The sequence below is a fragment of the Pseudomonas fulva genome (assembly GCF_023517795.1).
In the GTDB taxonomy this organism is placed as follows: domain Bacteria; phylum Pseudomonadota; class Gammaproteobacteria; order Pseudomonadales; family Pseudomonadaceae; genus Aquipseudomonas; species Aquipseudomonas fulva_D.
The window spans coordinates 4,458,956-4,477,068 of the sequence record NZ_CP082928.1 but is presented as its reverse complement, the minus strand read 5'-3'; the positions used below and the strand labels follow the sequence as shown (position 1 = coordinate 4,477,068).

Annotated in this window: 16 protein-coding genes; 9 read left to right on the top strand and 7 right to left on the bottom strand. The window is 65.0% G+C overall.

Translation table 11 applies throughout. The features are described from left to right. Positions 1-7 precede the first annotated feature (7 nt). The 3 genes from K8U54_RS20605 to K8U54_RS20595 all read left to right on the top strand — a co-directional run bounded on the left by K8U54_RS20605 (position 8) and on the right by K8U54_RS20595 (position 4,708). Positions 8-1,648, top strand: a complete 1,641-nt coding sequence (locus K8U54_RS20605) for a VRR-NUC domain-containing protein (protein WP_283939385.1) — start codon at positions 8-10, stop codon at positions 1,646-1,648. Further along, positions 1,645-4,023: an ATP-dependent DNA helicase gene (locus K8U54_RS20600; RefSeq protein ID WP_249907546.1), complete on the top strand. Its 2,379-nt coding sequence runs from the start codon at positions 1,645-1,647 to the stop codon at positions 4,021-4,023. The genes K8U54_RS20605 and K8U54_RS20600 overlap by 4 nt, the downstream gene beginning before the upstream one ends. Before the next feature lie 154 nt (positions 4,024-4,177). Next, on the top strand, positions 4,178-4,708 hold the full coding sequence (locus K8U54_RS20595; RefSeq protein ID WP_249907545.1) for a hypothetical protein: 531 nt from the start codon (positions 4,178-4,180) through the stop codon (positions 4,706-4,708). Here the strand turns inward: K8U54_RS20595 and K8U54_RS20590 are convergent, their stop codons facing one another. Continuing rightward, a complete protein-coding gene (locus K8U54_RS20590; RefSeq protein WP_249907544.1) occupies positions 4,709-5,839 on the bottom strand; it encodes a M14 family metallopeptidase in 1,131 nt (376 codons plus the stop codon). It abuts the gene before it with no gap. On the opposite strand from K8U54_RS20590, the gene K8U54_RS25230 reads away from it, so the two are divergent. Then, complete coding sequence (locus K8U54_RS25230; RefSeq protein WP_283939384.1) at positions 5,838-5,963, top strand: hypothetical protein; 126 nt, start codon at positions 5,838-5,840, stop codon at positions 5,961-5,963. The two genes, K8U54_RS20590 and K8U54_RS25230, sit on opposite strands and share 2 nt — an antisense overlap. 14 nt (positions 5,964-5,977) lie before the next feature. After that, complete coding sequence (locus tag K8U54_RS20585) at positions 5,978-6,373, top strand: hypothetical protein (protein WP_249907543.1); 396 nt, start codon at positions 5,978-5,980, stop codon at positions 6,371-6,373. A gap of 973 nt (positions 6,374-7,346) precedes the next feature. Here K8U54_RS20585 and ahpF read toward each other — a convergent pair. Further along, positions 7,347-8,900: an alkyl hydroperoxide reductase subunit F gene (ahpF, locus tag K8U54_RS20580; protein ID WP_249907542.1), complete on the bottom strand. Its 1,554-nt coding sequence runs from the start codon at positions 8,898-8,900 to the stop codon at positions 7,347-7,349. 302 nt (positions 8,901-9,202) lie between these two features. Continuing rightward, a complete protein-coding gene (gene ahpC / locus K8U54_RS20575) occupies positions 9,203-9,766 on the bottom strand; it encodes an alkyl hydroperoxide reductase subunit C (RefSeq protein ID WP_042552238.1) in 564 nt (187 codons plus the stop codon). Positions 9,767-9,957: 191 nt separating this feature from the next. On the opposite strand from ahpC, the gene K8U54_RS20570 reads away from it, so the two are divergent. Both K8U54_RS20570 and K8U54_RS20565 read left to right on the top strand, forming a co-directional pair. Then, the gene (locus tag K8U54_RS20570; RefSeq protein ID WP_249907541.1) at positions 9,958-10,746 is read left to right on the top strand and encodes a substrate-binding periplasmic protein; all 789 of its coding nucleotides are present in this window, start codon (positions 9,958-9,960) and stop codon (positions 10,744-10,746) included. An 86-nt stretch (positions 10,747-10,832) separates the two neighbouring features. Then, on the top strand, positions 10,833-12,038 hold the full coding sequence (locus K8U54_RS20565; protein ID WP_249907540.1) for an MFS transporter: 1,206 nt from the start codon (positions 10,833-10,835) through the stop codon (positions 12,036-12,038). On the opposite strand, the gene K8U54_RS20560 is transcribed toward K8U54_RS20565, so the two are convergent. Then, the gene (locus K8U54_RS20560; RefSeq protein ID WP_249907539.1) at positions 12,035-13,336 is read right to left on the bottom strand and encodes an FAD-dependent oxidoreductase; all 1,302 of its coding nucleotides are present in this window, start codon (positions 13,334-13,336) and stop codon (positions 12,035-12,037) included. The two genes, K8U54_RS20565 and K8U54_RS20560, sit on opposite strands and share 4 nt — an antisense overlap. A 45-nt stretch (positions 13,337-13,381) precedes the next feature. Next, the gene (locus tag K8U54_RS20555) at positions 13,382-13,801 is read right to left on the bottom strand and encodes a 3-isopropylmalate dehydratase (protein WP_249907538.1); all 420 of its coding nucleotides are present in this window, start codon (positions 13,799-13,801) and stop codon (positions 13,382-13,384) included. A 158-nt stretch (positions 13,802-13,959) separates the two neighbouring features. Between K8U54_RS20555 and K8U54_RS20550 the strand changes: the two genes are divergently transcribed. Beyond that, complete coding sequence (locus tag K8U54_RS20550; RefSeq protein WP_249907537.1) at positions 13,960-14,886, top strand: DMT family transporter; 927 nt, start codon at positions 13,960-13,962, stop codon at positions 14,884-14,886. Between the two features lie 283 nt (positions 14,887-15,169). On the opposite strand, the gene K8U54_RS20545 is transcribed toward K8U54_RS20550, so the two are convergent. Together K8U54_RS20545 and K8U54_RS20540 are read right to left on the bottom strand one after the other, a co-directional pair. Next, a complete protein-coding gene (locus K8U54_RS20545; protein WP_249907536.1) occupies positions 15,170-15,610 on the bottom strand; it encodes an HIT family protein in 441 nt (146 codons plus the stop codon). Between the two features lie 73 nt (positions 15,611-15,683). Beyond that, positions 15,684-16,967, bottom strand: a complete 1,284-nt coding sequence (locus K8U54_RS20540; protein ID WP_249907535.1) for an MFS transporter — start codon at positions 16,965-16,967, stop codon at positions 15,684-15,686. A gap of 227 nt (positions 16,968-17,194) precedes the next feature. Here K8U54_RS20540 and K8U54_RS20535 point away from each other — a divergent pair, with 227 nt between their 5' ends. Then, positions 17,195-17,992 carry an undecaprenyl-diphosphate phosphatase gene (locus K8U54_RS20535; protein WP_249907534.1) on the top strand — a complete coding sequence of 266 codons (798 nt, stop codon included), beginning with the start codon at positions 17,195-17,197 and terminating at the stop codon, positions 17,990-17,992. The last annotated feature ends 121 nt before the right edge of the window (positions 17,993-18,113 follow it).

Sequence of the window (18,113 nt, the reverse complement as noted above, 5' to 3'; positions counted from 1 at the left end):
CTGCCCCATGTCTTCAAGCATTGATCCACGTTTCTACTACCTGCACAACTTTCGCAAGGCCCTGGCCTGGATCGGCGATCGCCACGCCGACCTGCTCGATGCCCGCGAACAGGCCTTCCTGCAGGCCTTCGATGCGCTGGACTGGGGGGCCCAGGCCCTGCTGGTACGGATGATCATGCGCAAGGGCGTGCACTTTCGCGCCAGCAAGCTCAATTACGAGGAAATCGGTTGCTGCCGGCAGGCCGCCGCGGCGCTGATCGCCAATGGCTGGGTGCTCGACGATGCACCGCTGCCACTCGATGTGCTGCTGGCCCTGCTGCGCAAGGACGAAATCGTCGCCAGTTTCACCGCGCAGCTCAGCGACCGACGCGCCCGCAAGGATGACCTGGCCCAGCAGCTGGCCGCCCAGTTCGCGGCCAGCCAGTCGTTCGCCGCCTGGTGCCCGGCCCTCGACGACGTGCTCTACAGCCTGACCATCGATGACCTGAGCGAGCGCCTGCGCCTGATGTTCTTTGGCAACCTGCGCCAGGAATGGTCGGAATTCGTGCTCGCCGACCTGGGTATCTTCCGTTACGAGCGGGTCGACTTTCCGGCGGACTCACGGGCCCTGCGCTGTCGCGAGGACGTCGACGACTACCTGCACCTGCAGCGCTGCCGCGAAGCCTTCGAAGCCGGCGAGGTCAGCGACGAGCTGCTCGCCCGCATCGACGCCCGTCGCTACGACAACCCCTATATCGCCGAACGTCGCGCCAAGCTGCTGTTTCGCATCGGCCAGCACCTGGAGCGCGGCGCCGACTTCGACCTGGCGCTGCAGGTGTACGCCAGCAGTGGCTACGGCGCGGCGCGGCAGCGCTGCATCCGCGTGCTGGAACGCACCCTGCAGCACCGCGAGGCCTTCGAACTGGCCAGCCAGGCCGTGGCCGAACCGGTCAGCGATGGCGAACTACAGCTGGCCGAACGGGCACTGGTGCGCCTGGCCCGTCATCTGGGCCTGCCAGCGCAGAAACGCGGCAAGGTGCAGGCCCCCGCGCGCCTGGATCTGCACCTGCCGAAAACGCCCATGCTGGCAGTCGAGCGGCTGGTGCAACAGCATCTGCACTGCAGCGAGGCGCCGGTGCATTACGTCGAGAACACGCTGATCTGCAGCCTGTTCGGCCTGCTCTGCTGGCCAGCGATCTTCGCCGCGATTCCCGGCGCGTTCTTTCATCCGTTCCAGCATGGCCCCGCGGATCTGCTGAGCGCGGAATTCTACCCGCGCCGGCGTGCGCTGTTCGCCGAGTACCTGGCGCAGCTGGACGACCATCGCTACCGCGACAGCATTCGCCAGACCTACCGTGACAAGTTCGGCATCCAGTCGCCGTTCGTGCACTGGGGAGTACTCAGCGAAACCCTGCTCGAACAGGCCCTGGACTGCCTGCCGGCGGCTCACCTGCAAGCCTGGTTTCGCCGCCTGTTGGGCGATGTCCAGGCGAACCGCTCGGGCATGCCGGACCTGATCCAGTTCTGGCCCGAGGAAAAGCGCTACCGGATGATCGAAGTGAAAGGCCCCGGCGATCGCCTGCAGGACAACCAGCGCCGCTGGCTGGCGTTCTGCGCCGAGCACGGCATGCCGGTAGACGTCTGCTACGTGCAGTGGGCGCCAGCATGAGTTACCGCGTGGCGGTGCGCGCCCTGTGCGAGTTCACCGCCAAGTGTGGCGATCTCGACCTGCGTTTCACGCCCTCGCCCACCGCCCAGGAGGGCATGGCCGGGCATGCCACGGTGGTCGCCCGGCGCGGCGACGGTTATGAATCCGAGGTCCCGCTGGCTGGGGAATACGCCTCGCTGCAGGTGCGTGGCCGCGCCGACGGCTTCGACCCGCAGGGCAACCTGCTCGAGGAGATCAAGACCCATCGCGGCGACGTCAGCCGCATTCCGGAAAACCACCGCCAGTTGCACTGGGCCCAGGCGCGGGTGTATGGCTGGCTGCTCTGCCAGAGCCGCGGCCTGGCGCGGATCGACCTGGCCGTGGTGTACTTCAACGTGCTCACCCAGAAGGAAAGCCTGTTTCGCGAAAGCCGCACGGCCGCCGAGCTGCAGGCGTTCTTCGAGACCCTGTGCCAGCGCTTCATCACCTGGGCCGAGCGGGAGCAGGCGCACCGCCTGAGCCGCGATGCCGCGCTGGCCGAACTGCGCTTTCCCCATGCCGGCTTTCGCCATGGCCAGCGGCAACTGGCCGAGGCCGTTTACCGCGCAGCACGCGATGGCCATTGCCTGATGGCCCAGGCCACCACCGGCATCGGCAAGACCCTGGGCACGCTGTTTCCGCAGCTCAAGGCGTTCCCGGAAAAGCAGCTCGATCGCCTGTTCTTCCTGACCGCCAAGACCCCGGGCCGCCAACTGGCGCTACATGCCCTGGATATTCTGCGCGGCGAATCACTGCCCCTGCGCGTGCTCGAACACGTGGCGCGGGACAAGGCCTGCGAACACCCGGACAAGGCCTGCCATGGCGAGTCCTGCCCGCTGGCCCGCGGCTTCTACGACCGCCTGCCGGCTGCGCGCCAGGCCGCGGTCGAGCGCGTCTGGCTGGACCAGGCCGCGGTGCGCGAGATCGCCCTGCAGCACCAAGTCTGCCCCTACTACCTGAGCCAGGAACTGACCCGCTGGGCCGACGTGGTGGTGTGCGATTACAACTATTACTTCGACCTCAGCGCCCTGCTCTACAGCCTGACCCTGATCAACGAATGGCGGGTGACGCTGCTGGTCGACGAGGCCCACAACCTGATCGAACGCGCCCGGCGCATGTACAGCGCCGAACTCGACCAGGCGCGCTTCGAGGCCATGCGCAGCAACGCGCCCAAGGGCCTGAATGCGGTGCTGTCGCGCATCAGCCGGCACTGGAAGCAGCTGCACAAGGAGCAGAGCAAGGACTACCAGACCTACCCGCAGCCGCCGGATCTGCTGCTCCTGTCGTTGCAAAAAGCGGTCAGTGCCCTAACCGATCACCTGACCGACCAGCCCACCGGCAACGATGGCGAGTTGCTGCAGTTCTACCTCGACGCCATGGCCTTTTGCCGCCTGGCCGAGGCCTTCGGCCCCCACTCGCTGTTCGATATCAGCCGCCAGGCGGATGGCCGTGGCCGTAGCCACTCGGTGCTGTGCCTGCGCAACGTGGTGCCGGCGCCCTTTCTGGCACCGCGTTTCGAGGACAGCCACAGCACCACGCTGTTTTCCGCCACCCTGAGCCCCGCCCGCTACTACGCCGACCTGCTCGGCCTGCCCGAGGCAACGCCCTGGGTGGATGTCGAGTCGCCCTTCCAGGCCGCGCAGCTCGAGGTGCAGGCGGTGAGCAACCTATCGACCCGCTACCAGCACCGCGAGCGCTCCCTGGCGCCCATCGTCGCGCTGATGGCCCGGCAGTTCGCCAAGCGCCCGGGCAACTACCTGGCGTTCTTCAGCAGTTACGCCTACCTGCAGCAGGTGCTGGAGCTGTTCGACCGCGAGCACCCGCAGCTCACCCGCTGGGTGCAGGCCCGGCAGATGGACGAGGCCGAGCGTCAGCAATTTCTCGAGCGCTTCAGACCCGGCGGCCAGGGAATCGGCTTCGCGGTACTCGGCGGGGTGTTCGGCGAAGGCATCGACCTGCCGGGGGATCGGCTGATCGGCGCGTTCATCGCCACCCTGGGGCTGCCGCAGATCAACCCGATCAACGAGCAGATCAAGCTGCGCATGGCCGAGATGTTCGGCAGCAGCTACGACTACACCTACCTGTATCCCGGCCTGCAGAAGGTCGTGCAGGCCGCCGGGCGGGTGATCCGCACGCCGCAGGACAACGGTGTGGTACACCTGATGGACGACCGCTTCACCCTGCCCGAAGTACGTGCCCTGCTGCCTGGCTGGTGGCACGTGCAGCGCAGTCGCGTGCCGCAAACGCCAGTGCTGCCGCCCATGGCTCGGCGGCCGGCACCACCTGTACAGCAGCCGACCTCGAGCGAACGCCTGCCTGCCCTTGCCCAGCGTGGTCTTTTCGATCCACCTGGCTGAAAGACCACCGGCAGCGCATTGCCGCCGGTGGCAACGCGCTGCCCGCCAAGCGTCAGCCTCATGAAAGATATACTTGAATATCAGCGACTTACTTTATTGAGATGCAGTGGCACGGGCCTTGCTGAGCCAGAAGCTCACGACAAGGAGGCCCGCCATGAGCATCATCGGTTCGCTCAATCCCTACACGATGGCCACGTCCCTGCAGCGCACCCGCGCCGAGGAACTGGATTTCAAGAAGAGCAGCGATGCAGCACTGCTCGCCGAGCCCGGCAAGCCACGGGAAAACGGGCGGGTCGCGCCGACGTTCAGGAGCGATGAGGCGAATGCCCACCAGCAGGCCTATGACGAAGCCTTCGCACGGATGCTCGTGACCCTCAACAGCTCGCCCCATCGGGCGAGCGAAGACGCCCTGCAGGATACCGGCACGCTGTCGGCCAGCGACGAGCAGAAGGCCCCGTCCAAGCCGAGCGCCAGGGATGAGTTCATGGCCTACATGGCCATGACCCCGGCGGAGAAGATGCGCGACAAGATCCTCAAGGAGGTCGGCATCACCGAGGAAGACCTGGAGAACATGCTGCCTGAACAGCGCGCCGCCGCCGAGAGGGAAATCGCCGAGAAGATGAAGATTCTTCAGGAGTTGCAGGCCACCCAGGATGAACCCGGCAGCCTGCACGAGCATGCCTGATCAGCGCAGGCGGTCGACCATCTGACCGACCACGCCAAGCATGTCGGCGGCCAGTTTCATCGAGCGCTGGCCATTCCAGCCGGTCCGCGGGTTCGGCGTATCGTCATGGTCCTTGAAGGGCATTTCCAGGGTGAACGACAGGCAGTCGAATTCCTGCCCCACCGAATTGCAGGCCAGCGCCAGGTTGGCTTTGCCAGGGGCGCTGCGCGGGTAACCGAAGCGGGTCTGAAACTCGGCGCCGCTATCCACCAGGCGCTGGCGAAACTCGCTTTCCAGGGCCTCCAGGCGCGGCGTGAAGCCAGGGTTGCCCTCGCAACCGGCGGTGAACACGTGGGGAATTTCCTCGTCGCCGTGGATATCCAGAAACAGATCCACGCCGATCCCGCGCATCGCCTGCTGGACGAACAGCACTTCCGGGCTGCGCTCGGCGCTCGCCGACTGCCAGGCACGATTGAGGTCCTGCCCTGCCGCGTTGGTGCGCAGGTGGCCACGGAAGGCGCCATCGGGGTTCATGTTCGGCACCAGGTACAGATCGGCCTGTTGCAATAGCGAATCCAGCTCGCTATCGGTCGAGTCACCCAGGCGCTCGATGATGCCTTCCATAAACCACTCGGCCATGTGCTCGCCCGGATGTTGCTGGGCGATGATCCATACCTTGCGGTTCGCGCTGCCATGGCGGTGCACGCGCAGCAGCTCGATGTCACGGCCCTCGATGCTGCGCCCGCTGGCCTGCAGCTCGACGCCTGGCAATGCCAGTGCCCGTTCGATCAGCGCGGCGTGGCGCTCACGGCTGTAGGGCTCGAAATAGGCGAACCAGATCTGCTCATGCTCGGGCTCCAGGCCGAAGTTCAGCGCGCCATTGTCGAAGCGGCTGGGCACCCGGAACCAGGTCTGCTGATCATAGGAGGCGGCCGCGTTGTAACCGGTCCAGGCATGGCTGTAGGCGGACTGCCCGGCATTGGTGATGCTGAAGTCATGGCGCGCGCCCGGCGTCAGACCCTCGACATGGAAATGAAACCACTGGAAGTGATCGCTGTTGAGATCCTTGCGCATGGCCAGCAGCACCTTGTGCGGGTCGCTGGCGTCCTGCACGAGGATATTGCCGCTGTCGAAATCCGAGCTGATCTTCATGGCTGTTCTCGTTGCTGTGTTCACGGTGGCGGCAGCATCGCAGGTTCCCGACGCCGAGGAAATGCACACGCGACGATTGCAGCGCGCGGTGCTGCGCCGCACACTGGCGCCTTCCTTGTACTGAGAGCCGGAGCCAACGTGTCCCTAGCCGATGACCCCAACCGCCAGCACGTGCTGGACGCCGCCGACGCGCTGGACTGCACGGTCTACCGCCCGGACGAAGACGACCTGGACGCCGAGGAAGAGGACCTGGGCGACGCCAAGGTACTGTTCACCGGCCCGTTCGAGCCGCCCCGGGAATGGGACGCCGCCGAGCGCGAGGATTACTTCGATGGCACCGACCCGGCACTGTTCGTCACCGCGCTGATCGCCTGCGAAGCCGAGCCCGGCGCCAAGGGCTTTTTCACGCCCCAGGCTGGCGACCTGCTGGCCGCCATGAACGCGGGCAAGGTGGAGATGTACTTCGTTTGCGAGCGCCTGGATGACGAGAATGGCAGCAGTTACGTGCTGATCCGTGACGACGAGACCGACTGAGTCGCGGCGCCAGCAGGCATAAAGAAGGCATCGCATTTTTGCGGGGAGGATACGCTTGACGCCGGACTGACAAGTTTGTGTGCGTATCACCTACCGGCTTCGCACTATCCATTACCGCGTCTACTGAACCATTGTGTTGCCCCCCTTACGGGCGCCACACCTTTCTTGCTTGCCCAAGAAAGGTGTGGCAAAGAAGGGCACCCCGACATCCGGGTTTCGCTGCGCGAAACTTGATTCGCTTTGCTCACCCTTCGGGCCAGCCTGCGGCTGTTACTCCGCTTCGCTGCGTTTCCTCGCTCCGGCGCCGCTCCGGGGGCCGGCTTACATGGGCCTTCCCTGGCCCATTAAGCCTCTCGCCGCATCCATGCGGCTCGCTCCCCTACGCAACACCTCCACTCGGCCTCCTGACGGGACCGAAGCGCGAGCTTGCAAGATTTCCACGGACTCAAGTTCGGCAGCGTCTGCTTTTGCTCTTGAGCTGCGATCTCACAGACGACGCCCAAGTCCCCTTCAGGAGGCCGAGTGGAATCGCTGTGTAAGGGGTTGAGCGGCATGGATGCCGCGAGAGCTGCGATGGCCGGGGCCGCCTAGGCAGGGATGGCCCTTAGTCAGTGGGCCGCATCCGGACGTGCCCCTGGAGTGGTGATGGAGCGAGGGAACCCCGGCGCAGCAGGGCGGGGGCGCCTAGCCCGGATGGTGGGGTGCCCTTCTCTTTGGTTACTTTCTCTTGGGCAAGCAAGAGCTACGAAGCGCAGCGAAGTAACAGCCGTAGGCTGGCCCGAAGGGTAAGCGCAGCGAATCAAGTGACTCGCCCGTAAGGGGCGAAACCTATCAGACCAGGCGGCGGGTTAATGGAGAGTGCCAAGCCATCGGCAACGAACGCTTTATTGCCAGTCCGGTGTCACCATCCCCCAAGCTCTGCGGAACACAAAAAAACGGGCCCGCTGGGCCCGTTTTCATATGCATCAGTTGATCAACTACGGATCAGGTGATCGAACGCGCTCAGCGAAGCCTTGGCACCCTCGCCTACGGCGATGACGATCTGCTTGTACGGCACGGTAGTCACGTCGCCGGCGGCGAAGATGCCGGGCAGCGAGGTTTCACCACGGGCGTCGACGATGATCTCGCCGCGGTCCGACAGCTCCACCGAGCCCTTGAGCCACTCGGAGTTGGGCAGCAGGCCGATCTGCACGAAGATGCCTTCCAGCTCTACGGGGATGAACGCATCGGAGTTGCGATCCTTGTAGACCAGGCCGGTGACCTTCTGGCCGTCGCCTTTCACCTCACTGGTCAGGGCGCTGGTGATCACCTTGACGTTGGGCAGGCTGTAGAGCTTCTTCTGCAGCACGGCGTCGGCGCGCAGCTTGCTGTCGTACTCGAGCAGAGTCACTTCGGCGACGATACCGGCCAGGTCGATGGCCGCTTCCACGCCGGAGTTGCCACCGCCGACCACCGCCACGCGCTTGCCCTTGAACAGCGGGCCGTCGCAGTGCGGGCAATAGGCCACGCCCTTGTTGCGGTATTCCTTCTCGCCCGGCACGTTCATCTCTCTCCAGCGTGCGCCGGTGGACAGAATCACGGTCTTGGCTTTCAGGCTCGCGCCGCTCTCGAACTTCACTTCATGCAGGCCACCTTCGCTGGAGGCCGGGATCAGCGCGCTGGCACGCTGCAGGTTCATGATGTCGACTTCGTACTGCTTGACGTGCTCTTCCAGGGCGCGGGCCAGTTTCGGGCCTTCGGTTTCCTGCACCGAGATGAAGTTCTCGATGGCCATGGTGTCGAGCACCTGGCCGCCGAAACGCTCGGCGGCGACGCCGGTGCGGATGCCTTTACGGGCGGCGTAGATGGCCGCTGCAGCACCGGCCGGGCCGCCACCGATGACCAGCACGTCGAAAGCTTGCTTGGCGTTGAGCTTCTCGGCATCGCGGGCCGAAGCGCCGGTGTCGATCTTGGCGAGGATCTGCTCGGCGTCCATACGGCCCTGGCCGAACAATTCGCCGTTCAGGTAGATGCTCGGTACCGACATGATCTGGCGGGACTCGACTTCATCCTGGAACAGCGCGCCGTCGATGGCGACATGGCGGATGTTCGGGTTGAGCACGGCCATCAGGTTCAGCGCCTGGACCACGTCCGGGCAGTTCTGGCAGGACAGCGAGAAGTAGGTCTCGAAGTTGAATTCGCCTTCCAGGTTCTGGATCTGCTCGATCACTTCGGCGGCGAGCTTCGACGGGTGGCCACCGACTTGCAGCAGGGCCAGCACCAGCGACGTGAATTCGTGGCCCATCGGCAGACCGGCGAAACGCAGGCTGATGTTGCCATTCGGGCGATTCAGGGCGAACGACGGCACGCGGGCGTCGGTGCCGTCTGTCTTCAGGGTGATCTTGTCGGTCAGGCTGACGATATCGTCGAGCAGGCCTTTGAGCTCCTGAGATTTGTCGCTGTCATCGAGGGACGCGACGATCTCGAACGGCTGGCTGACCTTTTCCAGGTACGCCTTCAACTGGGATTTAAGGGTTGCGTCCAACATATACGAGTCCTCAATGACGAAATTCGGGCAATAAAACGCCCGGACGGGTTACGCCCGGGCGTTCGGGCGCGCTTCCAGAATCAGCGGATGATTGGTCAGCGCGGAAAACGGATTGGGAAACGTAGCGAGCGGTGTCGAGGCAAGGCGCAACGACCATCGGGAGTAACAGCCAAAGGCTGGCCCGAAGGGCGAGCGCCAGCGAGTAAATCAGGCTCGGGCGAGGAGTTTACGAGCTGTAAATGACGAGCCCGAGCCTGGTTTCAACGCCGCATCGACGACGCGCAGTAGTTTCCCGGCCGTTTTTAGATCTTGCCGACCAGGTCCAGGGAAGGAGCCAGAGTCTGAGCGCCTTCTTTCCACTTGGCTGGGCACACTTCACCCGGGTGGGCAGCGGTGTACTGAGCGGCTTGCAGCTTGCGCAGAGTCTCGGCCACGTCACGAGCGATCTCGTTGGAGTGGATTTCGACGGTCTTGATCTGGCCTTCCGGGTTGATCACGAAGGTGCCGCGCAGTGCCAGACCTTCTTCAGCGATGTGCACGCCGAAAGCGTTGGTCAGCTGGTGAGTCGGGTCGCCGATCAGCGGGAAGCGAGCCTTGCCAACGGCTGGCGAAGTTTCGTGCCATACCTTGTGGGAGAAGTGGGTGTCGGTGGTAACGATGTACACTTCGGCACCGGCCTTCTGGAAGGCTTCGTAGTTGTTGGCGGCGTCTTCGATCTCGGTCGGGCAGTTGAAGGTGAAGGCTGCCGGCATGAAGATCAGTACCGACCACTTGCCTTTCAGGCTTTCTTCGGTGACTTCGATGAATTTGCCATTGTGGAAGGCATTGACCTTGAACGGCTGAACTTGAGTGTTAATCAAAGACATCTGTGAACTCCTTCGAGGGTTGAAAAATTTACAGGAGGGATAGTAGCCCCATGTGGACCAAAGAGCCCATTGATTGAAAGCATCAAACCAATAAGCCGAGTCAATCGAACCACATAAAAAGCCTTTTAAAACAGTAATCTGAAAATTTCGTGCTCTGCAATGGGCGAACGTTCAGCATACGCGAGCGACCGATGACCAGATTTCAGACCACTTCTGTGTGCGACACCACCTTTTCCCGCCTGGTTCGCTGCCATCTGGCGTATTGGCTCACCTTGCCGCTTGCCCTGATGAGCGGCACCGCCCTGGCCGAGGAAGATCCGTTGCGGTTTTCCATCATCGAGAGCGGTGTCATGCCGATGGTGCAGATCCGCGATGGCCAGGCAGTCGACGGCATACTCCGTGATCTCTCCATGAGCCTCGCCGACAAGGTCGGCCGCCAGGCCCGGCTGCTGGTGCTGCCGCGCATGCGCGTGCACCGCGCGCTGCTGAACGGGGAGATCGACGTGCGCTGCTACGTCAATCCGGACTGGCTGACCGACAGCTATCCCGGATACCTGTGGAGCGCCCCGTTCATGGTGCAGCGCGACCTGCTGGTCAGCCGCTCCGCGCAACCGGTCGCCCCCGAGGGCCTCGCCGGGCAGTCCATCGGCACCGTACTGGGCTTCAACTACCCGACCCTAAACGCCCTGTTCGACAATGGCCAGCTGCGGCGCAACGATGCGCGAACCCAGGGTCTGGTACTGCGCAAGCTGGCAGCCGGACGTTACGATTATGCAATCAGCAACGAACTGGCGCTGCTGTGGTTCAATCGAGGCCGCAGCGAGGCCGACAAGCTTCACGAAGTCCACGAGCTGACGCGCGACGAGGTGGCGTGTCTGGTGCGCGACGCGCCCGACCTACCGACCCAGGCAGTGCTCGAGGCGATGCGGCGAATGCAGGAAAACGGCGAGTTCACTGCCATCCTGCAGCGCTATCGCTGAATGCCGGGCAGGCCAACGAGGTTTTCTCGGCCTGCCAATGCGTGAATAATGCCCCGCCTGATCCGTCGCCCCCGATGAGGTAAACCATGAGTGGCTCCGCCCACGCCGCCCACGCCGCCCCGCGCCTGAGCGCCGGGGCGATCCTGTTGATCGAACTGGCCCTGGCCCTGGGCGGCTTCGCCATCGGCACCAGCGAATTCTCCATCATGGGCCTGATGCCCAACGTGGCTCAGGATCTGGGCGTCAGCGAACCCCAGGTCGGCCATGTGATCAGCAGCTACGCCCTGGGCGTGGTGGTCGGCGCGCCGATCCTCGCCCTGCTGGGCTCGCGCCTGCTGCGCAAGCACCTGCTGTTGCTGCTGATGGGCGTGTTCGCCGTGGGCAACCTGGCCAGCGCCCTGGCGCCCGATTACCTGTCGCTGCTGGTGTTTCGCTTCTTTGCCGGGCTGCCCCATGGCGCCTATTTCGGTATCGCCATGCTAGTCGCAGCCTCCATGGCACCGCCCCACAAGCGCGCCAAGGCGGTCAGTCGGGTACTGATGGGCCTGAGCGTGGCCATTCTGGTCGGCAACCCCTTGGCCACCTGGCTGGGCCAGAGCGCCAGCTGGCGCTTCGCCTTCGCCCTGGTCAGCGTAATTGCGCTGGCCACCGTGGCGATGATTGCCCTGCTCCTGCCGCTGGACCGCAGCGAAGTGCGCAGCAGCCCGATCAACGAGCTGCGCGCCTTCAATCGCGCACCGATCTGGCTGGCACTGGGCATCGGCTCGATCGGCTTTGCCGGCATGTTCTGCGTGTTCAGCTACATGGCGCCAACCCTGCTGGAAGTCACCCGGGTCAGCCCGGGGATGATTCCGGTGGCCATGGCGATATTCGGTGTCGGCTGCATTCTCGGCAACATGGCCGGCGGCTGGCTGTTCGACCGCCTGCGCTTCAAGTCGGTGGCCTGGATCCTGCTGTGGAGCGCGCTGGTACTGCTGGTGCTGCCGACCGCCACCCACTCGCTGTGGACGGTGCTGCCGGCGATTCTCGCCCTGGGCACCATCGCCGCCCTGTCACCAGCCTTGCAGACCCACCTGATGGACGTGGCCACCGGCGCCCAGACGCTCGCCGCGGCGTCCAACCATGCCGCCTTCAACATCGCCAATGCCCTGGGCCCGTGGCTCGGTGGCCTGGCGATCAGCGCCGGGTTCGGCTGGACCTCGACCGGCTATATCGGCGCGGCGACCGCAGTAGCCGGCCTCCTGGTGTTCCTCTGGGCTTGGCACGTGCAGAAGACCCGGGCCACCGCTTAGGCCGAAGTCGCTTCCAGCACCGGCTCTGCCGGAGCTGGCTTGCGCCAGGCATGCAGCGGCGCCGCACCCTTGCCCGAGAACAGCCAGCCGGTACGCGCGCCAACCAGGGTGGTCACGGCATGCTGGCGGCCCAGAGGCAGATGCCGCGCCACGAACAGCGCGCTGTCGCGCAGCACCGCCAGCACGCTGCTGTGCGACTGGAACAACGGCGTCAGCAGGCGGCTGGCCTGGCGGTAATAACCCAGGTGAGCACCGCGCACCGCGCCATAGGCGGCGAAGCAGGCAGCAGGATCGGCAGCCTGGCCGATGCCGCAAGTACCCAGGGCATCGGCCAGCGCCACGGCGTCGACCAGGGCCATGTTGGCGCCCTGCCCCAGCTGCGGGCTCATGGCATGGGCGCAGTCACCGATAGCCAGCACCCGGCGGTCATGCCATTGGTGCATGCGCACGTCGGCGTAGCTCGCCAGCATCAGCTGCTCCGGCGACTCGATGGCGCGCAGAAAGGCGTCGGCCGGCTCGCCTGCCAGCTTGCGCACCGAATCCTTCCAGGCCTCCAGGCCCGCCTGCTGCCAGGCAGCGTGATTGACTATCGGCAGGCTCCAGAACAGGCTGCTCAGCTTGGTTTGCCGCTGGCTGTGGGTCACGCCGGTCGGCATGATGCCGAACATCTGCGAGCAGCCGCGGTACCACTGGCGCAGGTCGGTGGAGTCGGCGCCCTCCGGGGTCGGCACGATGCTCCACAACGCGCCCCAGGGGTAGGCCTTGACCACCTGGCGCACCTGCATCTGCGCACGCAGCTGCGAGCGGGTGCCGTCGGCCAGGATCAGCGCTCCGTGTTCGCCCAGCACCGACTCGTTGCCCTGACCATCGTCGGTAAGCAGACGCACATGGGTGGGCGCCTGCACGAAGCGCGAAATCGATACGCCGGTACGGATGGTCACCCCGGCTGCACGTGCCGCACCGAGCAAGGCGGTCATCAACACCCCGCGGTGAATGCCGAGGCCGAAGGAATCGGCCTGCCAGTGGGCATAGCGGGTGTCGAGAATCACCCGCCGGGCGCAGGCCGAGGTGCCGAACAGGCGGCTGACCGGCGCGCCAAGCGCGGTGCATTCATCGAGCAGTCCCAGGTGGCGCAGCGCCGCCAGCCCCGAGGGCTGCAGCAGGATGCCGGCGCCCACCGGCTGCAGCTCGGCAACGCGTTCGTAGAGAGTAACCGGCCAGCCCTGGCGGGCCAGCAGAATGGCGCTGGCCAACCCTGCGGTGCCGGCGCCGACGATTGCGATGGGTAGATCCTTCACGGGCACATCCTGTGCGGTATCGAGTGAAGGACGATTCTACCTTGCCTATTCGGGAAGAATGTCGAAGCCGCCACGGTTCTGGCTGACGATACGCAGATTGGTGACACCGCCCGCCTCGACCTTCACAAGCACCTCGCGATTGAGGCGGCCCTTGCCGCACAGGGTCTGGTCTTCGCTGTCGGCGGCGATGCCGACGATGCGATTGCCCGCCGGCACCTGGAAGCGGCCCTGTTCACCGACGGCGATACGCGCCGCCAGCTTGCGGTCGATCAGTACGGCCACGTAGCAGCCGCCGCCCATCAGCCCCAGATCACGGGTGACCAGCACTTCGCCGCCGCCCTGTACCGGCGCCTGATAGGCACGCAGGCGCTCGGTCGGGATGTCGGTGACCTTGTCGGGGTCGGCCTGATAGGACGAGCAACCGGCCAGGAGCAGCAGGGGCAGTACGGCATAGGTCAGACGCATGGGGTCTCTCCGGAGAGTCACGGGATGTCGAGCAACAGGCTCTGCTCACAGACAAGCACATTGCCATAAGCGTGCAATAAATCCATCGCCCTGGGCGCGCTGGCTTGCGCAAGGCGGCAGCACCATAATGGCGCCCCACATCTCAACGAGCGACCCCCATGGACACGCGCAAGAACATCGATGGCCTGGCCGGCGGCCTGATGGTTGGCCTGTGCATGATCTGGGGCATGCAGCAGGTAGTGCTCAAGGCCGCCGCCGACGATGTGGCACCGGTGCTGATGCTGGCTCTGCGCTCGGGTATCGCCGCGCTGCTGGTGGCCCTGTTGATGCTATGGCGACGTGACGGGCTGGGGGTGCGTACCGGCAATTGGCGGCCTGGGCTGGTGGTCGGTTTCCTGTTCGCCCTGGAGTTCATGCTGGTTGGCGAGGGGCTGCGCCACACCAGCGCTTCGCACATGGTGATCTTTCTCTACACGGCGCCGATCTTCGCGGCGCTGGGGCTGCACTGGCGGCTGCCTGCCGAACGCCTGCGGCCCCTGCAGTGGCTGGGTATCGGCATTGCCTTCATGGGCATCGTGGTGTCGTTCGCCGGGCGTTCCGGCGGTGTGGAAACGGCGGATGCCGGCCGCCAGCTGTATGGCGACGTCCTCGGCCTGCTCGGTGCCATGGCCTGGGGCGCGACCACCGTGGTGGTGCGCGCTTCACGGCTGTCCAACGCGCCGGTCACCCAGACGCTGTTCTACCAGTTGCTGGGCGGCTTCGTGCTGCTGATCCTGGCCTGCGCGGTGACCGACCAGCTGCGTTTCAATCCCACGCCTATCGCCGTCGGCGGGCTGATCTTCCAGGCGTTGCTGGTGTCGTTCGCCAGCTTCCTGGCCTGGTTCTGGCTGCTGCGCAACTACCTGGCGTCACGCCTGGGGGTGTTGTCGTTCATGACGCCGATGTTCGGCATCCTGTTCGGCGTGGTGCTGCTGGGCGAGCCGCTGGAGGCCAACTTCATCCTCGGTGCCCTGCTGGTGCTGTGCGGCATCCTGCTGGTCAGCGGCTATGAATGGCTGAGCCAGTGCCTGAAACGGCGCGCGTGATAGCGGGTAGTGATTCAGCCTTCGCTGCTGATCAGGAGCGATGGGTGTCGTGGCTAAGCGCCTTGCCCATCCGAAAAACACTCAGCCACCGCGCTGTGGTGAGCAGGCGGGAACGCCTAGTTTATGCCCAAGGTTTTTCGCGCGCATGGCGCGCTCCCACATAATCTGGGGCGAGTAGGCATTTTGCGTCAGCAGGTTCAGCGTAGAGATGAATGCGCGTGGGAGCGGGCCATGCCCGCGATTTTTTTCGCGCGTATGGTCTGCCCCCACTGGGCCAATCCGCTCAGGCGCTCTGGAAGCGCTTCACCAGCCTGGCCTGCAGCTTTTCCAGTTCGGCCGGGTCGGCCTTGCCACTGGCGTGGGCGTGCAGCCCCTGCTCGCTGAAACGCGGAATCACGTGCATATGGATATGGAACACCGTCTGCCCGGCAGGCGCACCGTTGAACTGGGCGATCTGCACGCCATCGGGCTGCAACTCGTCGGCCAGTACGCGGGCGACCTTCTGCACCGCCAGGGTCAGCTTGGTCAGGTTGTCCGCGTCGATCTCCAGCAGGTTGCGGGCTTCGGCGCGCTTGGGGATCACCAGGGTATGGCCGAAGGACTGCGGGAACAGATCCAGGAACACCAGCACGTCGTCGTCTTCGTACAGCTTGTAGCAAGGCATCTCGCCGCGAATGATCTTGGCGAAGATGTTCTGCGAATCGTAATCGCCGTAAAGGCTCATGGGCTTCTCCATCGCGTTGTGAACGTGCTCGCACCATACCGGCTCGGCCGGCTGGTGCGAAGCAGTCAGCTACTCAACGCCCCTTGCGCAGTAACGTCAGGCCGATGATCACGCCCACGCCGCACAGGGCGATCAGGTAGTACGCCGGGCCCAGCGGGCTCCACTTGACCAGCAGCGACACGGCCACCGGGGTCAGGCCGCCGAACACCGCATAGGACATGTTGTAGGAGAACGACAGGCCGCTGAAGCGCACCGGCGCCGGGAAGGCATGCACCATCACGAAGGGCACCGCGCCGATGGTGCCGACGAACAGGCCGACCAGCGCATACAGCGGGAACAGCCATTGCGGATTGGCGTGCAGGCCGCTGTAGAACAGCCAGGCACAGACCGCCAGCGCCGTGCAGCCGACCACCAGCACCCGGCCGGCACCGATACGGTCGCACAGGGCGCCGCTGACGATGCAGCCGATGCTGAGCATGACGATGGCCAGGCTGTTGGCCTTCAGCGAGGTGACTGCATCGAAGCCGTAGAGGGTCTGCAGGAAGGTCGGCGTCATCAGGATCGCCACCACGATGCCGGCCGACAGCAGCCAGGTCAGCAGTGCGGAAATCGCCACGCTGCCGCGGTGGTCGCGCACCACGGTTTTCAGCGGCAGCTCCGCGGCCAGCGCCTTGCGCTGCTGCATCTCGGTGAACACCGGGGTTTCGTGCAGCCACTGGCGCAGGTACATGGCGAACAGACCGAACACCCCGCCGATCAGGAACGGCACACGCCAGGCCCAGTCCAGCACCTGCTCGGCGGTGAACACGCTATTGATCAGCGTGGCCATCAGCGAGCCGAGCAGGATGCCGGTGGTCAGGCCGCAGGTCAGCGTGCCGCAGGCGTAGCCGATATGCCGCGCCGGCACGTGCTCGGAGACGAACACCCAGGCGCCCGGTACTTCGCCGCCGATCGCCGCACCCTGGATGATGCGCATCAGCAGCAGCATCAACGGCGCGAGGATGCCGATCTGCGCGTAGGTGGGCAGCAGGCCCATGATCAGGGTCGGCACCGCCATCATCAGGATGCTCAGGGTGAACATGCGCTTGCGGCCGATCAGGTCGCCGAAGTGCGCCATGATGATGCCGCCCAGGGGGCGTGCCAGGTAGCCGGCGGCGAAGATGCCGAAGGTCTGCAGCATACGCAGCCAGTCGGGCATGTCCGGCGGGAAGAACAGCTTGCCGACGATGGTGGCGAAGAACACGTAAATGATGAAATCGTAGAATTCCAGGGCGCCGCCGAGTGCGGACAGGGACAAGGTCTTGTAATCGCTACGAGTCAGGGGCCGGCCGGGTGCCGACGAGGCTGCAGATTGCATGGAGGGAGTTCTCGGAGGTCTACGGAGCCGCGGTGCGCTTGGCCCGCGGGGCGCTCACGATAGCAAATTCGTGGCCCGAGGGCAGCGCTGCGACGCAGCCGAATCGGGCCTGGCCACGAAATTGTGTGCATGTGTGTCAGCTTACCGACAGGTTGCGAGGGAGAAAATCCGCCCTCGCCGGGTCATACCCGCAGTTCGCATCCGTCAGCGCCTCACTAAGGAACCCCATGGACTGGCTACACCTGCTCGTTCTTTCGCTCATCCAGGGCGTTACCGAATTCATCCCCGTCTCCTCCTCCGCCCACCTGATCCTGCCCTCGCAACTGCTGGGCTGGCCTGACCAGGGCCAGGCCTTCGACGTCGCCGTGCATGTCGGCACCCTGATGGCCGTGGTGCTCGCCTTTCGCCAGCAGATCGCCGCCATCGTCAGCGGCTGGCTGGGCCATGTGCTGCAGCGCCGCGCCAGCCCGGAAAGCCGCATGGGCTGGATGATCATCCTGGCTACCGTTCCGGCTGCGGTGGCCGGGCTGGTGTTCGAATCGCTGATCGAGCAGTACACCCGTTCCATGCTGGTGATCGGCACCACCACCATCGTCTTCGGCCTGGTGCTCTGGTGGGCCGACGTGAACGGCAGCCGCGACGCCGACATGAGCCGCATGACCTGGCGCCACGCCCTGCTGATCGGCCTGGCGCAGATGCTCGCGCTGATTCCCGGCACCTCGCGCTCGGGCATCACCATGACCGCGGCGCTGATGCTCGGCTTCGACCGCAAGAGCGCGGCGAGCTTTTCCTTCCTGCTGTCGATACCGCTGATTCTCGCCGCCGGCAGCCTGAAGACCGTGCACCTGATCGAACAGGGCGATGGAGCCCATTGGGGCGACATGGCCTGGGGCATCGGCCTGTCGTTCGTCTCGGCGTTCCTGTGCATCAAGCTGTTCCTGGCCGCGCTGGATCGCATCGGCATGCTGCCGTACGTGATCTACCGCCTGATCCTCGGCACCTTCCTGCTGTTCGTGGCGCTGTAGCCGGGGTCGAGCGCAGCGACAGCCGGCAAGTGCCCTGGGTACGGTTGCGCTCGACAGCGGTTACAGGCTGACCCGGCGTTACCTTCTCCTACATCCGCGCGCCGCGTTGCCCAGCGAAACG